Raw genomic sequence first — 18,280 nt, 5'->3', positions numbered from 1 at the left:
TCAGTCCCAGCCGTGGGTCGCGGCGAGCCGCTCGAGGCCGTCGAGGCCGAGCTCCTCGGCGGGGGCGAGCACGGTGCCGTCGGCGGCCAGGAACAGGACCTCGGCGCCGTCGCCCGGAACCGCGGCGACCCGGTCCCGCAGCGGCACGTCCGTGCCGTCCACCCGGGCGGTCACGGCACCCGGCGGGCCGATCAGCACGGCGCCGTCGGCCTCCGGGCACCGCAGCACGAACCCCCGTGCGGTCACCGGTGCGCCGGCCGGCAGGAGGTCGGTGGCGCACCAGGTGCCGGACGCGGCGCCGGTGCCCGCGCTCCCGGTGAGCGTCGCCTCCAGGTAGGCCGCGCCCGAGGGCAGCGTCGCCGCGAGCAGCCGCAGCGTCCCCGGACCGTCCCCGCCCGGCACGCTCCCGGACCACACGAGGTCGAGGGTGACCTCCTCCGGCCGCAGGCCCGTGACGACGAAGACGTGGTCGACCGCCGCGTCCAGGACGGGGTCCGTGCCCACCGCGAGCGCCGGGCTCGGCGGGGTGGAGTCCTCCGGTCGCCAGGTCATCGGCATCGCGGTCACCACCGTCGCGCCGTCGCGGACCACGCGGTAGCGCAGCGCCTCGTCGTAGGACCCGGTCGCCGGGTCCAGCGCCAGTGCCGCGACGCCGTCGGGCGCGTCGACCGGGACGAAGTCGCGGCCCACCGTGCCGTCGGCGGCCACCTCCGGACGGCGGGACACCTCGACGACGTCCCCCGGCGCGGCGACCACGAGCAGGGCGCCGGTGCTCGCGTCCGACAGCGCCACCGGCCGCCCCGCCGCGAGCCCCGACATCGACCCGGCCCGCTGCAGCTGCTCCGGGGCCGCGCCCTCCGGGCCGGTGAACCAGACGGCGGCCAGGGTGCCGGCGGCCGTGGGGTCGGCGGGGTCGACGGGCCGGTTCGCGGCCATCGCCGGGTCCTCGCCGGCGACCAGCACCCACCGCCGGCCGGCGGCGTCCCCGGCGTACACGACGCGGCGGGCCTCCGGCGGGGAGTCGGGGGCGTGGTCGCCCGGGCTGTCGGTCCACGGCAGCTGCCGCACGCCCTCGACGAAGGCGGCGTCCCCGGCCAGCGAGCCGCGGGTCGGCCCGGTGAGGACGTCGGCGGAGGCGGCGGCCGGCCCGGGCGCGGCCACGCCGACCGCGGGCACGTCCCCGTCGCCGGGGTCCCGGAGCGCGACCGGGACGGCGACCACCACGGCCGCCACCGCCGCGGCCACCGCGGTCAGCCCGAGCGTCTGCCGGCGCCGCGCGCGGTGCCGGGTCACCACGGCCCGGGCGAGGTCCTCCCGCGGCGGGGGAGCGGTGCGCTCGGCCAGCCGGGTCAGCCGGTCGGTCAGGTCGTCCATCAGGAGTCCTCCCCGCTCACGAGGACCGGCGGCACCAGCAGCGCGCGCAGGCGGGCCAGCCCCCGGGTGGTGTGGGTGTTCACCGCGCTGGCCGAGCAGCCCATCGCCTCGGCCGCCTGCTGCTCGGAGAGGTCGGCGTAGTAGCGCAGGACGACGGCGGCGCGCATCCGCGGCGGCAGCGAGCGCAGCGCGGCGCGCAGCTCCTCGTCGTCCTGGCGCGGCACCGCCGGGTCGGCCCGGTCGGGCAGCGCCTCGACCACCTGCTCGGTGCTCGCGAGCCGGCGCCGCCAGCTGGTGTGGGTGGTGACGACGACGCGGCGGACGTAGGCGGCCGGGTCGCCGCCGCGGGCGACCCGGTCCCAGTGCCGGTAGGTCTTCAGCAGCGCAGTCTGGACCAGGTCCTCGGCGTGCCCGCGGTCCCCGGCCAGCAGCACGGCCAGGCGCAGCAGCCCCGCCTGCTCGCGGGACACGAAGTCCTCGAAGCCCCGCTGGTCCACCCCGTGCCTCCCGCCGGTCGCCGTCACCCTCTACACGCGGCGGGGCCCCCGGCAGACCCACAGCGGCAGGTCACGGGTCGATCACGATCCGCGAGGGAGGGTCAGGCCAGGTCGGCGAGGGCGGCGGCGACCGCCTGGTCGCGCACGAAGTCCAGCGCCAGCAGCCGGTGCACGAGCACGCCGCGGCGGGTCAGCCGCAGGTCGGCCGGGCGCAGCCGGGGGAGCGCCGCGCCGCCGGGGCGCGGGGTCGCGGGCGGCGGGTCGAGCAGGCCGCGGCGCTGCAGGTCGGTGAGGTCCTCGAGCGCGCCCCACGCCGTCCAGCCGCGGGGGTCCTGCGGGACCGGCGCCATCGGCAGCGGGGTGCGCTCGCGCCGGCCGACCGCGGCCAGCAGCACCCACTGCCGCCCCGTGAGCTCCGTGGCCAACCGCAGCCCGCGGAACACGACGGCGGCGTCGAGGTCGGGGGAGACGGCGGCCTCGGCGAGCAGGTAGCCGAGGTGGCGCACCCGCCACTCCTCGGTGACCGCGCGGGCGGCGAGCACGGCGGCCTCGGCCACCTCGTCGGCGGGCGCCCGGTCGCCGGGGCCGGAGGCGAGGAAGCCGTCGGTGCGCACCGCGCGGCCCTGGGCGGCGCGGGTCACCGACAGCTCGGCGGCGAAGGCCAGCGCGGCGCCGGCGCGGCACCGGGCGCGGGAGGACACCGGCGCGGGCGGGTCGGCGTCGGCCGCGGTCGCGGTGCGCCGGAGCCACGCGGCCAGCCCGCCGTCCAGGCGCACCTTCGCCGAGCCGTCGTCGAACACCAGCCCCGCGGCCGTGCGCGCCATCGTCCCGGCGACCAGTTCCCCGGACTCCACGAGCGCGCGTCCCGGTGCCGCCTCCGTGTACTCCGCCACGCCGTCGATCATGGCCGAGCCGGCCGCTCCGTGTCGGCCCGGCGGCCGGACCCTCACCACAGCGGGGCAGGGCCGGTGAGCACAACGGAACACACGGTCAGCCCGACGGCGACGGCGGGGAAATCGCGGCCCGCGACGCTTCCGGGCCATGGCCGCCCCCACGCGCACCGCGCCACCCACCGCCCCCGCGCCGCCGAGCCCGCCGCGCGGCGGGCGCTGGATCGACGACTGGCGTCCCGAGGACCCGCTGTTCTGGGAGACCACCGGCCGGCGGGTCGCCCGCCGCAACCTGTTCTTCTCGGTGTTCTCCGAGCACGTCGGCTTCTCGGTCTGGAGCCTGTGGTCGGTCGTCGTGCTGTTCCTGCCCGAGCCGGTGTTCGGCATCGACCCGGCCGGCAAGTTCCTGCTCACCACGCTGCCGACCGCGCTCGGCGCCGTCGTGCGGCTGCCCTACACCTTCGCCGTCGCGAAGTTCGGCGGCCGCAACTGGACGATCGTCAGCGCCGCCCTGCTGCTGGTCCCCACGGTCGCCACCGCGGTCGTCCTCGAGCCCGGCGTCTCCTACACGACGCTGCTGGTCGTCTCCTGCCTGGCCGGCGTCGGCGGCGGCAACTTCGCCAGCTCCATGGCCAACATCAACGCCTTCTACCCCGACCGGCTCAAGGGCTGGGCGCTGGGCCTCAACGCCGGCGGCGGCAACCTCGGGGTCCCGGTGATCCAGCTCGTCGGCCTGCTCGTGCTCGCCACGGCCGGCGTCGAGCACCCGCGGATCGTGCTGCTCGTCTACGTCCCGCTGGTCGTCGTCGCCGCCGTCGGCGCGGCGCTGCTCATGGACAACCTGACGACGGCGCGCAACCAGCCGCGGGCCATGCGCGAGGCGACCCGCGAGCCGCACACCTACGTCGTGTCCTTCCTCTACATCGGCACCTTCGGCTCGTTCATCGGCTTCGGGTTCGCCTTCGGGCAGGTGCTGCAGAACCAGTTCGGCGCCGACTTCGCCACCCCGCTGGCGGCCGCGTCGCTGACCTGGCTGGGCCCGCTGCTGGGCAGCCTGGTCCGCCCGCTCGGCGGCTCGCTGGCCGACCGCTACGGCGGCGCGCGGATCACCTTCTGGACCTTCGTCGCGATGGCGGCCGGTGCCGCGGTCGTGTTCACCGCCGGCCAGGTGGGGTCGCTGCCGCTGTTCGTCGTCGGGTTCGTGCTGCTGTTCGTGCTCAGCGGCGTCGGCAACGGCTCGACCTACAAGATGATCCCGGCGGTCTTCCGCACCCGGGCGCTGCAGCAGGTCGCCGCGGGCGCCGACCCCGCCGCCGCCGACCGGCAGGCGCTGCGGACGTCCGGGGCGCTGATCGGCATCGCCGGCGCCGTCGGCGCGTTCGGCGGCGTGCTGGTCAACCTGGCGTTCCGCCAGTCGTTCCTCACCACCGGCAGCGGCGACGCCGCCTACCTCGTGTTCATCGCCTTCTACGCCGTCTGCGTCGCGGTCACCTGGGCGGTCTACCTGCGGCCGACCGCCCGCACGGCGGGCGTCTGAGCGCCCGTCCCCCTGTGCACGTCCGCGGAGGTGCGCAGGGGGACCCGCTCAGACCGCCAGGCGCTCAGACCGCCAGGCGGTAGCCGCGCTTGACGACGGTCTCGACGACGCCCGGCCCGAGCGCGGCGCGCAGCCGGGTCACCGCCATCTCCACGGCGTGCCCGTCCCCGCCGCCGGGCAGCCCGCGCACCAGGTCGGGCTTGGCGACGACGGCGCCGGGACGGGCGGCCAGCGCCCGCAGCACCGCCATCGGCCCCGGCGGCAGCTCCACCAGGCGGCCGTCGAGCACGGCGGCGTGCCCGCGGACCTGCAGCGCGGCGTCCCCGACCCGCAGCACCGGGTCGCGCTCGGGCAGCCGGGCGACGACCTCGCGGGCCAGGGCGCCCAGCCGGGAGCGCTCGGGCTGCAGCGTCGGCACCCCGGCGGCGGTCAGCGGGCCGGCGGTGACCGGGCCGACGGCGACCGGCAGCACCCCGCCGGTCAGCGCGGCCACCAGCTCCTCCCGCCGGCCGAGCTCCGTGGCCACCGACAGCAGGCTGGCCGCGGCCGGCGCGCTCGTGAACGTCACCGCGTCGACCGCGCGGGCCGCGACCATCCCGACCAGCCGGCGCAGCGGCGCGACGTCCTCGGGCAGCACCCACCGGTACACCGGCACGGTCAGCACCTCGGCGCCGGTGGCCCGCAGCGCGTCGACGAACTCCGGCAGCGGGTCCCCGTGCAGCTGGACGGCGACCCGGCGCCCGGCCAGCGGGCCCTCGGCGCCGGACAGCAGGTGCTCGAGCACCTCGGCCGAGGACTCCGACGCCGGCGACCACGCGTCGACCAGCCCGCCGCCGCGGATGGCGCCGCGCGCCTTGGGGCCGCGGGCGAGCACCCGGGCGCCGCGCAGGTGCCCGACGAGCGGCAGGTCCCACGCCTCGGCGGCCTCCAGCCAGCCGCGGAACCCCACGCCCGTCGTCGCGACCACCAGGTCCACCGGCGCGGCGAGCACCGCCTCGGTGGCGGCGACCAGCTCGGCGTCGTCAGCCAGCGGCACGATCCGGATCGCCGGGGCGTAGACCACCCGGGCGCCGCGGCGGTCCAGCAGCGCGCCGAGCTCCTCCCGCCGCCGCGCGGCAGTGACCGCCACGGTGTACCCGGCCAGCGGCGCGGGGCCGGCGGCCTGCTCCGGGCCGGCCTGCTCCGGGCCGGGCTGCTCCGGGCCGGTCGCGAGCGCCGGGGCGTCGGGGGAGGAGGTCACCGGTCCATGGTGGCCCGTGGGCGTTGCGGTCGTGTGACGGCCCCTGCACCGCCGGCCGGCCGCGGTGGTGCGACCGGTCAGCGCACGGCCCAGGACGCGATCAGGATGCTGGCGTCGTCCTGCAGCACCCCGCCCTGGTGGTCGAGGACCGCGCGCACCAGCCGGCGGACCGTCTCCGGCGGCGGCTGCCCGGCCGCGGCCGCGCGGGTCAGGAACTCGACCAGCCGCTGCTCGCCGAACCACCGCCCCGCGGCGTCGCGCGCCTCGGTGACGCCGTCGGTGTAGAGCACCAGCCAGTCCCCGGGCTCGAGCACCTCCTCGGCCACCTCGAACGCCGCCGTCCCGAGGCCGAAGGGCACCCGCCCGCCCGCGGTGAGCTCCTTGACCACCCGCCCGCGCCGCAGCAGCAGCGGCGGCGGGTGCCCCGCGCGGACGTAGCGCAGCCGCCCTGTGGTGACGTCGAGCTGGGCGAGCACCCCCGTGACGAAGGCGCTGCCGGTGAAGGTCGTCGCGACCACCTCGTCGACCGCGCGGACCTGGTCGTGCAGGCCGCGCCCGTCCCGCCGCACGCTGCGGGCGGTGGCCAGCGTGGCGGCGCTCATCAGCCCCGCGCCGAGGCCGTGACCCATGGCGTCGAGGACGGTCATCCACACCTCGTCCTCGGCGAGGGCGTAGTCGAAGGCGTCGCCGCCGACGTCGTCGCTCGGCTCGAGCAGGCCGGCCAGGACGAAGGCGTCGGTGGCGGCGGTCAGCGGCGGCAGCTGCTGCCACACCAGCTCGGCCGACGGCGTCCGCGGCCGGCCGCGCCGGCTGCGCTCCAGCACGTCGCCGTAGACGCCCATCGAGGTGGCCAGGTGGGCGACCATCGAGGCCAGCCACCAGCACTGCTCGCGCAGGCCGGGGTCCTCGAGGTCCCGGGCCGCCTCCACCCGCACCTCCAGGACGCCGACCCGGTCCGCGCCGTCGAGCAGCGGCACCCACAGGCGCGGCACGCCGCCGGCCTCCGACGGCAGCGGCTGCCCGTGCTGGAACACCCGCCCGGCCAGCGTGCCGTCGACGGCGATCGGCTCGCCCACCGGCCGGCCGCCGCCGGACAGCTGCACCAGCCGGCGCTGCTCGTGGTCGACGACGTGCACGGCGACGTCGACGCCGAGCACCCGGCCGGCCTGCGCGGCGAGCTGCGGCAGCCGGTCCGGCGGGGCGGTGCGGGCGGCCTCGAGCAGCTGCAGCAGCGCCGCCAGCGGGCCGGTGGTCGGCCGCGGCGGCCGCAGCGCCCGGGAGTAGGGCACCCGGCGGGCCGCGGACAGCTCGTCGAGGCGCTCGTTGACCGCGACCGCCAGCAGGTCGCCGTCGATGTCGGACAGGCACGCCAGCCCGTCCAGGTACGCCTCGACGTCGAACATGTCCGCGTTGCCGCCGAGCTCGAAGTACCGCAGCCACAGCTGCTCGAGGGTGAGGTCGGCGTGGTGCAGCGCGGCCCGCAGCGGCGTCCGCGGGTCCTCGGCGGGGCCGTCGGTCGGGAGCATCAGCGCAGCCGGCGGACGGCGGAGTCGACGATGGCCCGGGCCGCCTGGCGCAGCGTCCCGGCGTCGCCCCCGGAGCGGGACAGGAGCATGGCCAGCGCGGTCTCCTCCCCGACGCCGTGCCGGGCCATGAGCACGCCCTTCGCGGTGCTGACGACGTCGCGGGTGGTCACCGCCAGCCGCAGGTCCTCGCTGGCCCGGCGCGCCTGGTCCCGCGCGGTGACGTGCACGACCAGCAGCGCCGCCTGCGCCGCGGACAGGGTGAGCACCTGCGCGTCGTGGTCGGTGAAGGCGCCGGGGTCGGTGCCGTAGACCTTCAGCGCGCCGACGGTGCGGTCCCCGGCCACCAGCGGGGCGCTGATCGTGGACAGCAGGCCCAGGTCGGTGGCCGCCGCGGCCCAGCGCGGCCAGCGGGGGTCGGTGCACAGGTCGTCGGCGCGCACCAGCGTCCGCTCGGAGGCCGCGGCCAGGCACGGCCCCTCGTCGAGCTCGTACTGCAGCGCGTCGGCGCGCTCGACCAGCGGGTCGGTCGAGCCCGACGACCGCCGGCCGCTGCGGTCGACGATCGAGACGCCCGCGCCGGCCGCCGCCGGGACGGTCTGCAGCACCAGGGCGCTGACGAGGCCCAGTGCGGTGGAGACGGTCTCCTCGGACAGCAGGAGCCCCGCCACGCGGGCGGAGACGACCGACAGCTCGTCGGCCAGGGGGAGCGAACGAGTGGCGTCCTGGGACACGGGCACCTCGCGGGGACCGGCCGTGGCCACCCGGGTGTTCGAGGTGCCGCGGCCTGCAGGCACCCAGGTTAGTGCCGGATCAGCGCAGTGGTGCCGCCGTGTGGCGCGGCACCCGCGCGCCGTCGCGGACGACCAGCCCGCGGCTGACCAGCAGCCGCAGGTGCGCGTCGGTCTCGGTGACGGCGAAGATCCGCATCCGCCGCTCGTACTGCGACCACGGCCGCGACCACGTCAGGTGCGCGGCCAGGTCCCACGGGGTGCTCCCGGGGTGCGCCCGGACCGCGGCCAGCAGCTCGGCCAGCCGGCGTTCGTGGTGCGCGCGCAGCTCGCGGACCCGCCTGGTGAGGCCGCGGAAGCGCCACTCGTGGCCGGGCAGCACCTCGTCGGCCTCCTCCCCGGCGACCCGCTCCAGCGAGGTCAGGTAGTCGCGCAGCGGGTCGGCGGCGCCGCCGGCGTGCGTCGAGACGTTCGGGCTGATGCGGGGGAGGACGTGGTCGCCGGCGAAGAACAGGCCGGTGGCCTCGTCGGCGAAGCACAGGTGCCCGGCGGTGTGCCCGGGCGTGTGGACGGCGCGCAGCGCCCAGCCGGGCAGGTCTGCGCGGTCGCCGTCCTCGAGCAGCCGGTCGGGCAGCGCCAGCCGCCGCCACCGCGCGCGCTCCTCCGGCGTCCCGGCGTCCGCGCGCGCGTCCGCCTCGGGCGCGCCGAGCCCGACGAGGAAGGCGACCTCCACCTCGGTGGACTCCTCGGGGGAGCGGGCGGTGAAGGTGGTCAGGTCGCGGGCGTCGGCCGGGTGCATCGCCACCCACGCGCCCGACGCCTCCCGCACCCGGCCGGCCAGGCCCACGTGGTCCATGTGCATGTGGGTGACCAGCACCCCGCGGACCTCGGTGACGCCGGCGCCGATCCCGGCCAGCCCGGCGCACAGCGCCGCCCAGCTGTCGTCGGCGTCCCAGCCGGTGTCGACCAGGCCCAGCCCGCCGCCGGCCAGCTCGAGCACGTACGCGTTCACCCAGCGCAGCGGGCCGCCCATCGGCACCGGCACCGACCACAGGCCCGGCCGCACCCGCTCGACGGCGGGCACCGACCGCTCGCGCCACGCGGCGCGCTGCGCCTCGCCGGTCACCTCCACGCCGCCCGCGTCCACGCCCCGGCACTCTGCCAGCCCCGGCCGGGCGCGCCGGGCTGGGACCATGGGGGCGTGCCGACGCCGCCCGCCACCCCCACCCGGATCTCCGCCGTCCCCCTCCTCATGCGGGTGGTCTGCACGCTGCTCGCCGTCACGGTCGTCGTCGTCATGGTCGTCACCGCGCTCGTCACCCGGCCCTCGGACGAGCTCAACCCGTTCGACGCCGCCGACCGCGTGGCCATCGCCGGGATCGGCCTGTTCGTCGGCGCGGGGATCCTGCTGCTGGGCCGGCCCCGGGTCGACGCCGACGCCTCGGGCATCCGGGTGCGCAACCTGCTGGGGCAGCGGACGCTGCCCTGGGCGGCGGTGCGCGGCGTCCGGTTCGACCGCCGGGCGTGGGTGGCCACCCTGGAGCTCACCAACGGCGACGCGATGGCGATCACGGCGCTGCAGGCGGTCGACGGCGAGCGCGCGGTCACCGCCGTCGAGGGGCTGCGGGCGCTGCTGGCCGCCGACGTCGCCGCCCGCCCCGCGCCGGCGCACGGCCCGCTGCTGCACGAGTGAGCGCCGTCCCGGCCACCGGAATACCCGGCCCGACCGCGACGCTGTAGCATGGGCGTGCCTCCCCGCTACACGAGGCGCGTGAACCACCCCAGCGGCCCCGCCCCGGGCCGCTGACCAAGAGGAGCCCGCTCCCACCTGGCGCCGTCGAGGCGCCCAGGTCCCCGGTTCGCGGGAGTCCGGCCTGCCCCGGCCGGGACCCCGCGACGTGCCCGGCCCGGCGACGGGCCGGTGCCGCACCGGCGAGACGGGCCCTGTGAGCACCGCTCACGGGGCCCTCGCCGTCTCCGGTGCCCGGGTGGGCGCGACCTCCTCCCGTGTGACAGAGCAGAGGAGAGGCCATCACCGAGCCCCGTATCAACGACCGTATCCGCGTCCCCGAGGTCCGCCTGGTGGGCCCGGAGGGCGAGCAGGTCGGCATCGTGCCGATCGGCGAGGCGCTGCGCCTGGCGCAGGACTCCGAGCTCGACCTCGTCGAGGTCGCGCCGATGGCCCGGCCGCCGGTCGTCAAGCTGATGGACTACGGGAAGTTCAAGTACGAGTCCGCGCAGAAGGCCCGCGAGGCCCGGCGGAACCAGGCGCTCACCGTCATCAAGGAGATGCGGCTGCGCCTGAAGATCGACCCGCACGACTACGAGACCAAGAAGGGCCACGTCGAGCGCTTCCTCAGGAGCGGCGACAAGGTCAAGATCACCGTCATGTTCCGCGGTCGCGAGCAGTCGCGGCCCGAGATGGGCTACCGCCTGCTGCAGCGGCTGGCCGCCGACGTCGCCGAGCTCGGCGTGGTCGAGTCCAACCCCAAGCAGGACGGCCGGAACATGGTCATGGTGATCGCCCCGCACCGGAACCAGGCCGCGACCGACGGCGCGCGCCGTCAGGCCAAGGCCGACCGGGCCGCCGAGGGGCAGACCCCGACGGCCTGACCCGGTCGCACAGCAGGACCGCACCACCGAGACGGCCGGCGTCGTCTCGGCAGCCCCGTGCTGCCGGGCGGCGCCGACACCCACGAACAGGACGACGAGGACATGCCGAAGCAGAAGACCCACAAGGGCACCGCGAAGCGGGTGCGCGTCACGGGCACCGGCAAGATCATGCGCGAGCAGGCCAACAACCAGCACAAGTTCGAGCACAAGAGCTCGCGGCGCAAGCGCCGGCTGGAGAAGGACCAGGTCATGTCCCCGGCCGACACGAAGACCATCAAGAAGCTGCTGGGCATCTGAGCCCCCGCCTCCCGTAACCAGCAAGGAGTTCTCACGTGGCACGCGTGAAGCGGGCGGTCAACGCCCAGAAGAAGCGCCGGACGACCCTCGAGGCCGCCAGCGGGTACCGCGGTCAGCGTTCGCGCCTGTACCGCAAGGCCAAGGAGCAGATCCTCCACTCGGCCACCTACAACTACCGCGACCGCAAGGTGCGCAAGGGTGACTTCCGCAAGCTGTGGATCACCCGCATCAACGCCGCCGCGCGGCAGAACGACATGACCTACAACCGGTTCATGCAGGGCCTGAAGCTGGCCGGCATCGAGCTCGACCGCCGCGTGCTCGCCGAGCTCGCGGTCAACGAGCCGGCCGCCTTCGCCGCCCTGGTGGAGACCGCCCGGGCCGCCGTCGCCGCGGCCCCGGCCGGCGGCGAGCAGGCCGCCTAGAACCACCCCTCCCGGCGCCGTCGGTGCCCGGCCCCCCAGGGCCGGCGCCGGCGGCGTCGGTGCGTGTGGGGGCGGGTGTTCCTGGTCGAGATCACGCGATCTCGCCGCCGGGACGCGCGGGGAACGCCGAGATCGCGCGATCTCGCCGCGGGGCGGCGCCGGTAACGCCGAGATCGCGCGATCTCGACCGAGACGGGAGGACGACGTGAGCGAGCTGCTGACCGAGCGGTCGGGGCGGGTCGCCGCCGCGCGCAAGCTGACCCGGCGCGCCGGCCGCGACGCCGCGGGCGCCTTCCTCGCCGAGGGCCGCCAGGCGGTGTCCGAGGCGCTGGCCACCGCACCGGACGACGTCCGCGAGGTGTTCGCCACCGAGGCCGCGGCCGCCGCGCACCGCGACCTGCTCGCCGGCACGACCGTCCCCGTCCGGCTGGTCACCGACAAGGCGGCGGCGGGCCTGTCCGAGACCGTCACGCCACAGGGCCTGGTCGCCGTGTGCGCCCTGCGCGACCTGCCCGCCGAGCGGCTGGCCGCCGACCCGCCCGCGCTCGCCGTCGGCCTGGCCGGCCTGGCCGACCCCGGCAACGCCGGCACCGTGCTGCGCACCGCCGACGCCTGCGGTGCCGGCGCGGTGGTGTTCGGCGCCGGGTCCGCCGACCCGTACGGCGGCAAGGCGGTCCGGTCCAGCGCGGGCAGCCTGTTCCACGTCGACGTCGTCCGGGGCGCGCCGCTGGAACCGCTGGTCGCCGGCCTGCGGGCCCGCGGGGTCACCGTGCTGGCCGCCGACGGCGGGGGCGAGGCCGCCCTCGACGAGCTGGGGGACACCCTCGCCGGGCCGGTCCTGTGGCTGTTCGGCAACGAGGCGCGCGGCGTCCCGCCGGAGCTGGCCGCGGCCTCCGACGCCCGGGTGCGGATCCCGATGCGCGGCCGCGCCGAGAGCCTCAACCTGGCCGCCGCCGCGGCCATCTGCCTCTACGCCACCCAGCTCGCCCAGGGCTGAGAGGCTGCGCGGGTGGACGACGCCGCCAAGACCACCCTGCTGCGCTACCTGACCACCGCCCGCGAGGCGCTGCTGTGGAAGCTCGAGGGGCTGTCCGAGTACGACGTCCGCCGGCCGCTGACGGCCACCGGCACCAACCTGCTCGGCCTGGTCAAGCACCTGGCCTGCGTGGAGGCCGGCTACCTCGGCAACGTCGTGGGCCGGCCGTTCCCCGAGCCGATGGTGTGGGACGACCCGGACGCCGGGGACGACGACGACCTCTGGGTGCGCGCGGACGAGTCGCGCGCGGACGTCCTGGCGCTGTACGCCCGGGCCACCGCGCACGCCGACGCCGCCGTGGCCGCACTGCCGCTCGACGCGACCGGCGAGGTGCCGTGGTGGCCCGAGGACCGGCGGCACCCCACGCTGCACACGCTGCTGGTGCACGTGCTCGCCGAGGTGGCCCGGCACGCCGGGCACGCCGACGTGCTGCGCGAGGGCCTCGACGGCGCGGCCGGCCTGCGGCGGGACAACGACAACCTCACCCGCGACGGCGACGCCGACCGCGCCGCCTACGTCGCACGGGTGGAGGAGGCCGCGGCCGCGTTCCGGTGAGGACGGCGCGCCGCCGACGCCTTCCCGCCGCGGATCGGGAACGGCAGGGTGCAGGTCTCGAGCCGGCCCCCCCGGGGCGGCCGACGTCCCCGGGACGGAGGGCAGCTGCCATCGCGAGATCCGCGCAGGGCCTCGACGACGACCCGCGGCCGGCCGCGGACGGACGGCGCGCCCGCTGGACCGAGCACCGCCGCGCCCGCCGGGCGGAGCTGACCGGCGCCGCCGTCGAGGCGGTCCGCGCGGCCGGCCCGGGCTTCGCCGTGGACGACGTCGCCCGCGCCGCCGGGGTGTCGAAGACGGTCATCTACCGCTACTTCGCCGACAAGGACGAGCTGGTCGACGCCGTCCTCGAGCGCATCTCCTCGGCGATCCTGCTGCCGCGGCTGCTCGGCGAGCTGGCCACCGGGCGGCGCGACGACGTCGAGCGGCTGCGCGCCGTCATCGCCGCGTTCGTGCGGCTGGTCGAGGACGAGCCGGAGCTCTACCGCTTCGCCTACGCCTCGGCCGGCCGCACCGGGCGCCCGGACCTGGTGGCCGCCACCGAGCGGGAGGTCGCCAGCGCGCTCGCGGCGCTGCTCGGCGAGCGGCTGGCCGCCGCGGGCCGGCCGACCGGTGCCGCGACGACGTGGGCCTACGGCGTCGTCGGCATGGTGCAGCTGGCCGCGCACTGGTGGTCGGGCACCCGCGAGGTGCCCGCCGCCGAGCTGGTCGAGCAGCTGACCGCGCTGGCCGCCGGGGGACTGGTCGGCCTGCTGCCCCCGGCCTGAGTTCCCCTGGGCCCCACGCTCAGGCGGCCGCGGTCTCGCGCTCCTCGAGCCGGTCGAAGGGCGTGAGCGTGCCGTCGCGGGCGAGGTCGCGGGCCCGCCGGGCGCGCGTCGCCAGCCGGGCCAGCGCCAGCGCGACGTAGACGCCGGAGAGCACGAGCACCAGCACCCGGTCGGCGTCGGCGGGCAGCACGATGCTGCCGGCGAACTGCACCGCGAACAGCACGAACAGGGTGGCCGCCCCCGTCGTCGTCAGCCGCAGGCCGACCAGCAGCGAGACGGCGAACAGCGATTGCGCGGCGGTGAGCAGCAGCTCGGTGCGCTGCTGGGTGTCCAGCGGCAGGCCGTGCAGGCCCGTCGAGGACAGGGCGAACGCCAGCGGGATCGTGCCGACCAGCAGCGTCCACTGGTTGACCTTGCTCGACAGCAGCGTGCCCAGGGAGTCCGAGGCGCGCAGCCGCCAGGCGTACAGGCAGGCGACGATCAGCTCCGGCGACTCGCTGGCCAGCGGCGCCACCCACTGCACGAGCAGGAACTCGTCGACGCCGAGCGCCGCGCCGGTCTCCACCAGCGACTCGGCGAAGTGCTCGGCGCAGGCCAGGATGACCAGCGCGGCGACGGCGAACACCGCGGCCACCCAGGTGCGCCGGCGGCGCCGCGGCTGCTCGCCGAGCCAGCGCGAGGTGCCGATGAGGTCGGGGTCCTCGGCCGGCGCCTGGGCCAGCCGGCGGGCGTAGAGCACGAACACGGTCACGAGCACGACGGCGTCGACCAGGGTGAGGCTCGAGCGCAGCGGCAGGTGCAGCGAGTAGAGGGTGGCGACGCCGAGGAAGACGACCTCCGGCGACATCGTGGCCGCCAGCCGCACCTCCCGGCGGGGCGCCCGCTGCGCGGCGTCGTCCCCGGCGCGGCGGCGGCGCGCGACCGCCAGCGCCGCCACCACCACGACCAGCGGCCAGCCGACGCCGACCAGCACCCGGTTGGCGCCGGTCATGTTGGCCAGCGCCAGCGAGCAGGCGTCCTCGCCGCCGTCCGGGGGCGTGCAGGAGCCGGTGTCGCCGTAGGTGGTGCCGGCGGTCCAGGTGAAGACGAAGTCGACGGCGTACTCGGGCAGCACCGCCAGCAGCGCGAGCAGCGCCAGCGCGAGGCCGGCCGAGATGTCCACCTGGGCGGCCTCGGCGGCCCACGACAGCAGGAACGCCGCGCCGACGATCGCCGTCCCGAACAGCAGTGCCTGCAGCGGCGCGGACAGGTCGGGAGCGGGCAGGCCCAGGTAGGCGGCGGCCCCGAGCCACGCGCCGGGCAGCGTCACGAGCGTCGCCAGGCCCAGGGGGGTGGGCGGCCGGCGGCGGGAGTCGGGCACGGGCGGACCTCCGGGGCACGGGCGGGGGACGACGCCGGTGCGCCGTCGCCCGCCCCTACCCGCCCCGCGCCGGGGCGCACCCCTACGGCAGGACCGGCTCCCGCGGCGGCACCGGCGCGGCCCCCGCGGCGACCCGCGCGGTGGCGGCCCGGGCGGCGGCGTCGCGGGTGACCGCCTTGCGGTCGTACATGCTCAGGTCGGCGCGGTGCAGCAGGTCGGCGAACACGACGCCGTCCGCGGGGCAGACGCTGACCCCGATGCTCGCGCCCACGTGCACCTCCGTGCCGCGCAGCGGCACCGGGCGGCGGATCGAGGCGGCGAGCTCGTCGGCGACCCGCCGCGCCTCCTCCCGCGCCGTCTCCGGCCGCAGGTCCGGCAGCGCGACGAGGAACTCGTCGCCGCCCAGCCGGGCCAGCAGGTCGCGGCGGCGGACCCGCTCGCGCAGGCGGCGGGCGACCACCTGCAGCAGCTCGTCGCCGGCGGCGTGGCCGAGCCGGTCGTTGACCGCCTTGAACCCGTCGAGGTCGACGAACAGCAGGCCGAGCGCGTCGCCGCGGGCGCGGGCCTCCCAGATGGCGGCCTCCACCTGCTCCTCCAGGCGGCGCCGGTTGGGCAGCCCGGTCAGCGGGTCGGTGTAGGCCAGCTCCTGGATGCGGGCCAGCGCGGCCGACGTCCGGTCGCGCTCGCGGACCAGCGCCCGCTCGGCCTCCACGCGCGCGGTGACGTCCACCTGCACGCCGATGTACTGGACGACGGTGCCGTCGGCGTCGTGCACCGGCGCGAGGTGCAGCTCGTTCCACCACGGCGCCCGGTCCGCGCCGCGCACGTTGAGCAGCGTCTCCCGGCACGACCGCCCGGCCTCGACCGCGGCGCGGACGCGCGCGACCGCCCCCGGGTCGGTGTCGGGGTGCTGCAGCAGCCGGCAGTTGCGGCCGAGGATCTCCTCCGACGACAGGCCGGCCAGCTGCCGGAAGGCCTCGTTGGCGTAGACGATCGGCTGGTCGGGCAGCCGCACGTCGACGACGGTCACCCCGCTCGGCGTGGCCTCCAGGGCGCGGCGCAGGAGCACCTCCGCCTGCGTGGTGCCCACGGCGAGGCCGGTGGCCGCCGGGCCCGCCGCCACGGCGGGACGGGGCGCGACGGCCGCCGCGGGGAGGGCGTCGCCGGCCCGCGGGGCCACCCGGGACAGCAGCGACGACGCCGCGCGGGACACCGTCGTGCGCTCGTAGGTCAGCGCGTACTCGAAGGTGCGCTCCAGGTCGGGGCCGTCGTCGCCGAGGTCGCGGGCCAGCAGTGCGGCGCTGAAGTGCGGGGACAGGACGGCGACGTCCCACTCGCCGCGGACCGGGTCGTCGTCGGCGAGGTGCGCGCCGCGCAGGCCCGGCAGCGGCTCCACGGGCAGGTCCTCGCCCAGGGCGCAGACGAAGCCGGTGCGCTCCACCAGGTCGCGGTAGCGCTGGGTGGTGGAGACGGTGAAGTGGCGGGCCTCCTGGAAGGTCGCGGCGACCACGCAGGTCTCGCCCAGGCGCATGGCCTCCCGCTCCAGCTGCTTGGACAGCTCGATGAGCAGGGCCTTGGGCGCGCGGCGCAGCGGGACGTCGTCGGGCAGGCAGGCGAACGGGGACACCGCGCCGACCGCGCCGGTGGGCCGTCCGGCGCCGGGCAGCACCAGCTCGCCGACGGGGAGCCCCGGGGCCGCGCCCGGGCCGGGGCGGCCGACGTGCCAGCCCTGGCCGAGGGTGGCGCCCAGCCCGCGGGCGTAGGCCAGGTGCTCGGCGGTCTCGATGCCCTCGGCGAGCACCACGGCGCCGCTGCGCTCGGCGTAGGCGTTGACCGCGTTCATGATCTCGGCGATCGCCGGGCCGGGGCGCTCCTGCACCAGGCGCAGGTCGAGCTTGACGACGTCGGGGCACAGCAGCGGCAGGAACGCCAGCGACATCGACTCGGCGCCGACGTCGTCCACGGCGATGGCCCAGCCCAGCTCCCGCACCCGCTCGACGGTGCGCAGCAGCTCGGCCGGCCGGGCCGCGATCGCCCGCTCGGTGATCTCCATGACCACCCGCAGGTCGCCGGGCGCGCCCTCGGCGATGGCGACGAGGTCGGCCAGCGGCGCGGTGTCGAGCACCTCGGGCTCGACGTTGACGAAGACGGTCAGCGGCGCGACGAGCCCGCCGTCGACGGCGCCGCGGAAGGCGGCCGCGCGGCAGGCCTCGTCCAGCTCCGCGAGCCGGCCGGCGCCGCGGGCCGCGGCGAACAGCGCGTCGGGCCGCTCCAGCGGGCCGACCGGGCCGCGTGCGAGGGCCTCGTAGGCCACCACCCGCCCGGTGTCGATCTCGACGATGGGCTGGAAGACGCTGCGCACGCCGCGCAGGGCCTGCTCGAGGACGGTGTCGTGTCCGGGCTGCGCCGGTGCCTCCTGGGGGCGGGTCACGTCCGGGTCGTCGGCAGCGGGTCCCCGTCCCGACACCCGACGGTCCGCCGGCGTCCCCCGGGAGGGTCAGGCGGGCAGCGCGATGAGGACGACGGCGGCCGCCGCGACGGCCAGCCCGGCCCGCTGCGCCCCGGCCAGCCGCTCGCGCAGCACCACCTGCGCCAGAACGACCGTGCTCGCCGGGTACAGCGAGGCCAGCACGCCGGTGACCGCCAGCTGCTCGCCGACCTGGGTAGCGACGAGGAACAGCGCGTTGGCCGTCATGTCGGCGACGCCGGCGAGCACCACGACCGGCAGCACGCGGCGGGACACGAGCAGCGAGCGGCCCGAGGCCAGCGCGAGCCCGCCGATCAGCAGCACCGACACCACGCGGGCGGACAGCAGCGGGCTCAGTCCCGAGTCCTCGCCGGTGCGGTCCAGGAGCACGAAGAACAGCCCGAAACCGGCACCCGCGGTCAGCGCGGGCGCGACGCTGCCCAGCCGCGCGGTGCGCAGCGAGGCCAGCCCGCCCTCGGCCGCGACGAGCACCACCGCGACCAGCGCCAGCAGGATCCCGAGCGCGGCCAGGACCCCGATGCGCTCGCCGAGCAGCAGGCCGCCGACCACCGGCAGCGCCGCGGCCGCGACCGCCGTCACCGGGGCCACCACGCTCATCACGCCGGTCGCCAGCGAGCGGTAGAACAGCAGCAGCCCGGCCCCGCCGGCGACGCCCGCGGCCGCGCCCCAGCCGAGGTCGGCCGGCGTGGGGCTGCCGCCGAGCCAGGGGAGCAGCAGCACGACGGCGACCAGTCCGGCGGCCTGCGACAGCGCGACGACGGCGGCCGCGGTGGCGCGCCGGCTGGCGATCCCCCCGCAGAAGTCGGCCATCCCGTAGACGACGGCCGAGGCCAGCGCCAGCACCACCGCCATCCGGTGCGCCTCCCCAGTCCTCGTCCCGCCTGCCCGCCGATCCTGGCAGCCGCCGCCTCCCGCCCCGCCCTCCGGTCGAGATCGCGCGATCTCGCACC

18 protein-coding genes are annotated in these 18,280 nt (G+C 77.5%); 8 read left to right on the top strand and 10 right to left on the bottom strand.

Features of this window, described 5'->3' with window-relative positions; translation table 11 throughout:
* From ACI798_RS18280 to ACI798_RS18270, 3 genes are all read right to left on the bottom strand, one after another.
* Window positions 1-1,374 carry a hypothetical protein gene (locus ACI798_RS18280; protein ID WP_457048591.1) on the bottom strand — a complete coding sequence of 458 codons (1,374 nt, stop codon included), beginning with the start codon at window positions 1,372-1,374 and terminating at the stop codon, window positions 1-3.
* Entirely contained in the window at window positions 1,374-1,871 is a 498-nt protein-coding gene (locus ACI798_RS18275) for a SigE family RNA polymerase sigma factor (protein ID WP_457048590.1), read from the bottom strand. Before ACI798_RS18275 ends, ACI798_RS18280 begins: the two co-directional genes overlap by 1 nt.
* Window positions 1,872-1,972: 101 nt before the next feature.
* Window positions 1,973-2,764: a hypothetical protein gene (locus tag ACI798_RS18270; RefSeq protein ID WP_456942842.1), complete on the bottom strand. Its 792-nt coding sequence runs from the start codon at window positions 2,762-2,764 to the stop codon at window positions 1,973-1,975.
* Between the two features lie 148 nt (window positions 2,765-2,912).
* Between ACI798_RS18270 and ACI798_RS18265 the strand changes: the two genes are divergently transcribed.
* Window positions 2,913-4,298, top strand: a complete 1,386-nt coding sequence (locus tag ACI798_RS18265; RefSeq protein WP_456942843.1) for an MFS transporter — start codon at window positions 2,913-2,915, stop codon at window positions 4,296-4,298.
* 64 nt (window positions 4,299-4,362) lie between these two features.
* On the opposite strand, the gene ACI798_RS18260 is transcribed toward ACI798_RS18265, so the two are convergent.
* The 4 genes from ACI798_RS18260 to ACI798_RS18245 all read right to left on the bottom strand — a co-directional run bounded on the left by ACI798_RS18260 (window position 4,363) and on the right by ACI798_RS18245 (window position 8,939).
* On the bottom strand, window positions 4,363-5,538 hold the full coding sequence (locus ACI798_RS18260) for a uroporphyrinogen-III synthase (RefSeq protein WP_456942844.1): 1,176 nt from the start codon (window positions 5,536-5,538) through the stop codon (window positions 4,363-4,365).
* A 77-nt stretch (window positions 5,539-5,615) separates the two neighbouring features.
* On the bottom strand, window positions 5,616-7,064 hold the full coding sequence (locus tag ACI798_RS18255; protein ID WP_456942845.1) for a PP2C family protein-serine/threonine phosphatase: 1,449 nt from the start codon (window positions 7,062-7,064) through the stop codon (window positions 5,616-5,618).
* A complete protein-coding gene (locus tag ACI798_RS18250) occupies window positions 7,064-7,795 on the bottom strand; it encodes a GAF and ANTAR domain-containing protein (protein WP_456942846.1) in 732 nt (243 codons plus the stop codon). Before ACI798_RS18250 ends, ACI798_RS18255 begins: the two co-directional genes overlap by 1 nt.
* Window positions 7,796-7,874: 79 nt before the next feature.
* Window positions 7,875-8,939 carry an MBL fold metallo-hydrolase gene (locus ACI798_RS18245; protein WP_457048589.1) on the bottom strand — a complete coding sequence of 355 codons (1,065 nt, stop codon included), beginning with the start codon at window positions 8,937-8,939 and terminating at the stop codon, window positions 7,875-7,877.
* Window positions 8,940-8,993: 54 nt separating this feature from the next.
* Here ACI798_RS18245 and ACI798_RS18240 point away from each other — a divergent pair, with 54 nt between their 5' ends.
* The 7 genes from ACI798_RS18240 to ACI798_RS18210 all read left to right on the top strand — a co-directional run bounded on the left by ACI798_RS18240 (window position 8,994) and on the right by ACI798_RS18210 (window position 13,482).
* Window positions 8,994-9,485 carry a PH domain-containing protein gene (locus tag ACI798_RS18240; RefSeq protein WP_456942848.1) on the top strand — a complete coding sequence of 164 codons (492 nt, stop codon included), beginning with the start codon at window positions 8,994-8,996 and terminating at the stop codon, window positions 9,483-9,485.
* 389 nt (window positions 9,486-9,874) lie between these two features.
* Window positions 9,875-10,405: a translation initiation factor IF-3 gene (gene infC / locus ACI798_RS18235; protein WP_456942849.1), complete on the top strand. Its 531-nt coding sequence runs from the start codon at window positions 9,875-9,877 to the stop codon at window positions 10,403-10,405.
* A gap of 102 nt (window positions 10,406-10,507) precedes the next feature.
* Window positions 10,508-10,702 (top strand): 50S ribosomal protein L35, encoded by a 195-nt coding sequence (rpmI, locus tag ACI798_RS18230; protein ID WP_456930242.1) that lies wholly within the window; start codon window positions 10,508-10,510, stop codon window positions 10,700-10,702.
* 35 nt (window positions 10,703-10,737) lie between these two features.
* Entirely contained in the window at window positions 10,738-11,124 is a 387-nt protein-coding gene (rplT, locus tag ACI798_RS18225) for a 50S ribosomal protein L20 (protein WP_093579784.1), read from the top strand.
* Between the two features lie 205 nt (window positions 11,125-11,329).
* Window positions 11,330-12,121, top strand: coding sequence for a TrmH family RNA methyltransferase (locus ACI798_RS18220; protein ID WP_457048588.1), 792 nt, complete (start codon window positions 11,330-11,332; stop codon window positions 12,119-12,121).
* 12 nt (window positions 12,122-12,133) lie between these two features.
* Window positions 12,134-12,715, top strand: a complete 582-nt coding sequence (locus ACI798_RS18215) for a DinB family protein (protein ID WP_456942852.1) — start codon at window positions 12,134-12,136, stop codon at window positions 12,713-12,715.
* Window positions 12,712-13,482: a TetR/AcrR family transcriptional regulator gene (locus tag ACI798_RS18210; RefSeq protein ID WP_457048587.1), complete on the top strand. Its 771-nt coding sequence runs from the start codon at window positions 12,712-12,714 to the stop codon at window positions 13,480-13,482. Before ACI798_RS18215 ends, ACI798_RS18210 begins: the two co-directional genes overlap by 4 nt.
* A 19-nt stretch (window positions 13,483-13,501) precedes the next feature.
* Here the strand turns inward: ACI798_RS18210 and ACI798_RS18205 are convergent, their stop codons facing one another.
* From ACI798_RS18205 to ACI798_RS18195, 3 genes are all read right to left on the bottom strand, one after another.
* Entirely contained in the window at window positions 13,502-14,842 is a 1,341-nt protein-coding gene (locus ACI798_RS18205) for a sodium/calcium exchanger protein (RefSeq protein WP_456942854.1), read from the bottom strand.
* 82 nt (window positions 14,843-14,924) lie between these two features.
* Window positions 14,925-17,273, bottom strand: a complete 2,349-nt coding sequence (locus ACI798_RS18200) for a diguanylate cyclase domain-containing protein (protein WP_457048586.1) — start codon at window positions 17,271-17,273, stop codon at window positions 14,925-14,927.
* Window positions 17,274-17,339: 66 nt separating this feature from the next.
* Window positions 17,340-18,182, bottom strand: a complete 843-nt coding sequence (locus tag ACI798_RS18195) for an EamA family transporter (protein ID WP_457048585.1) — start codon at window positions 18,180-18,182, stop codon at window positions 17,340-17,342.
* Between the last annotated feature and the right edge of the window lie 98 nt (window positions 18,183-18,280).

The organism is Geodermatophilus sp. SYSU D01045, assembly GCF_054050295.1.
Note: the sequence above shows the minus strand (reverse complement) of the source record. Positions and strands in the feature narration are given on the sequence as shown.

Excerpts from the sequence above, each read along its gene's own strand:
- ACI798_RS18280 (WP_457048591.1), bottom strand. The coding sequence starts at position 1,374 with ATGGACGACCTGACCGACCGGCTGACCCGGCTGGCCGAGCGCACCGCT.
- ACI798_RS18265 (WP_456942843.1), top strand. The coding sequence starts at position 2,913 with ATGGCCGCCCCCACGCGCACCGCGCCACCCACCGCCCCCGCGCCGCCG.
- ACI798_RS18255 (WP_456942845.1), bottom strand. The coding sequence starts at position 7,064 with ATGCTCCCGACCGACGGCCCCGCCGAGGACCCGCGGACGCCGCTGCGG.
- rpmI (WP_456930242.1), top strand. The coding sequence starts at position 10,508 with ATGCCGAAGCAGAAGACCCACAAGGGCACCGCGAAGCGGGTGCGCGTC.
- ACI798_RS18195 (WP_457048585.1), bottom strand. The coding sequence starts at position 18,182 with ATGGCGGTGGTGCTGGCGCTGGCCTCGGCCGTCGTCTACGGGATGGCC.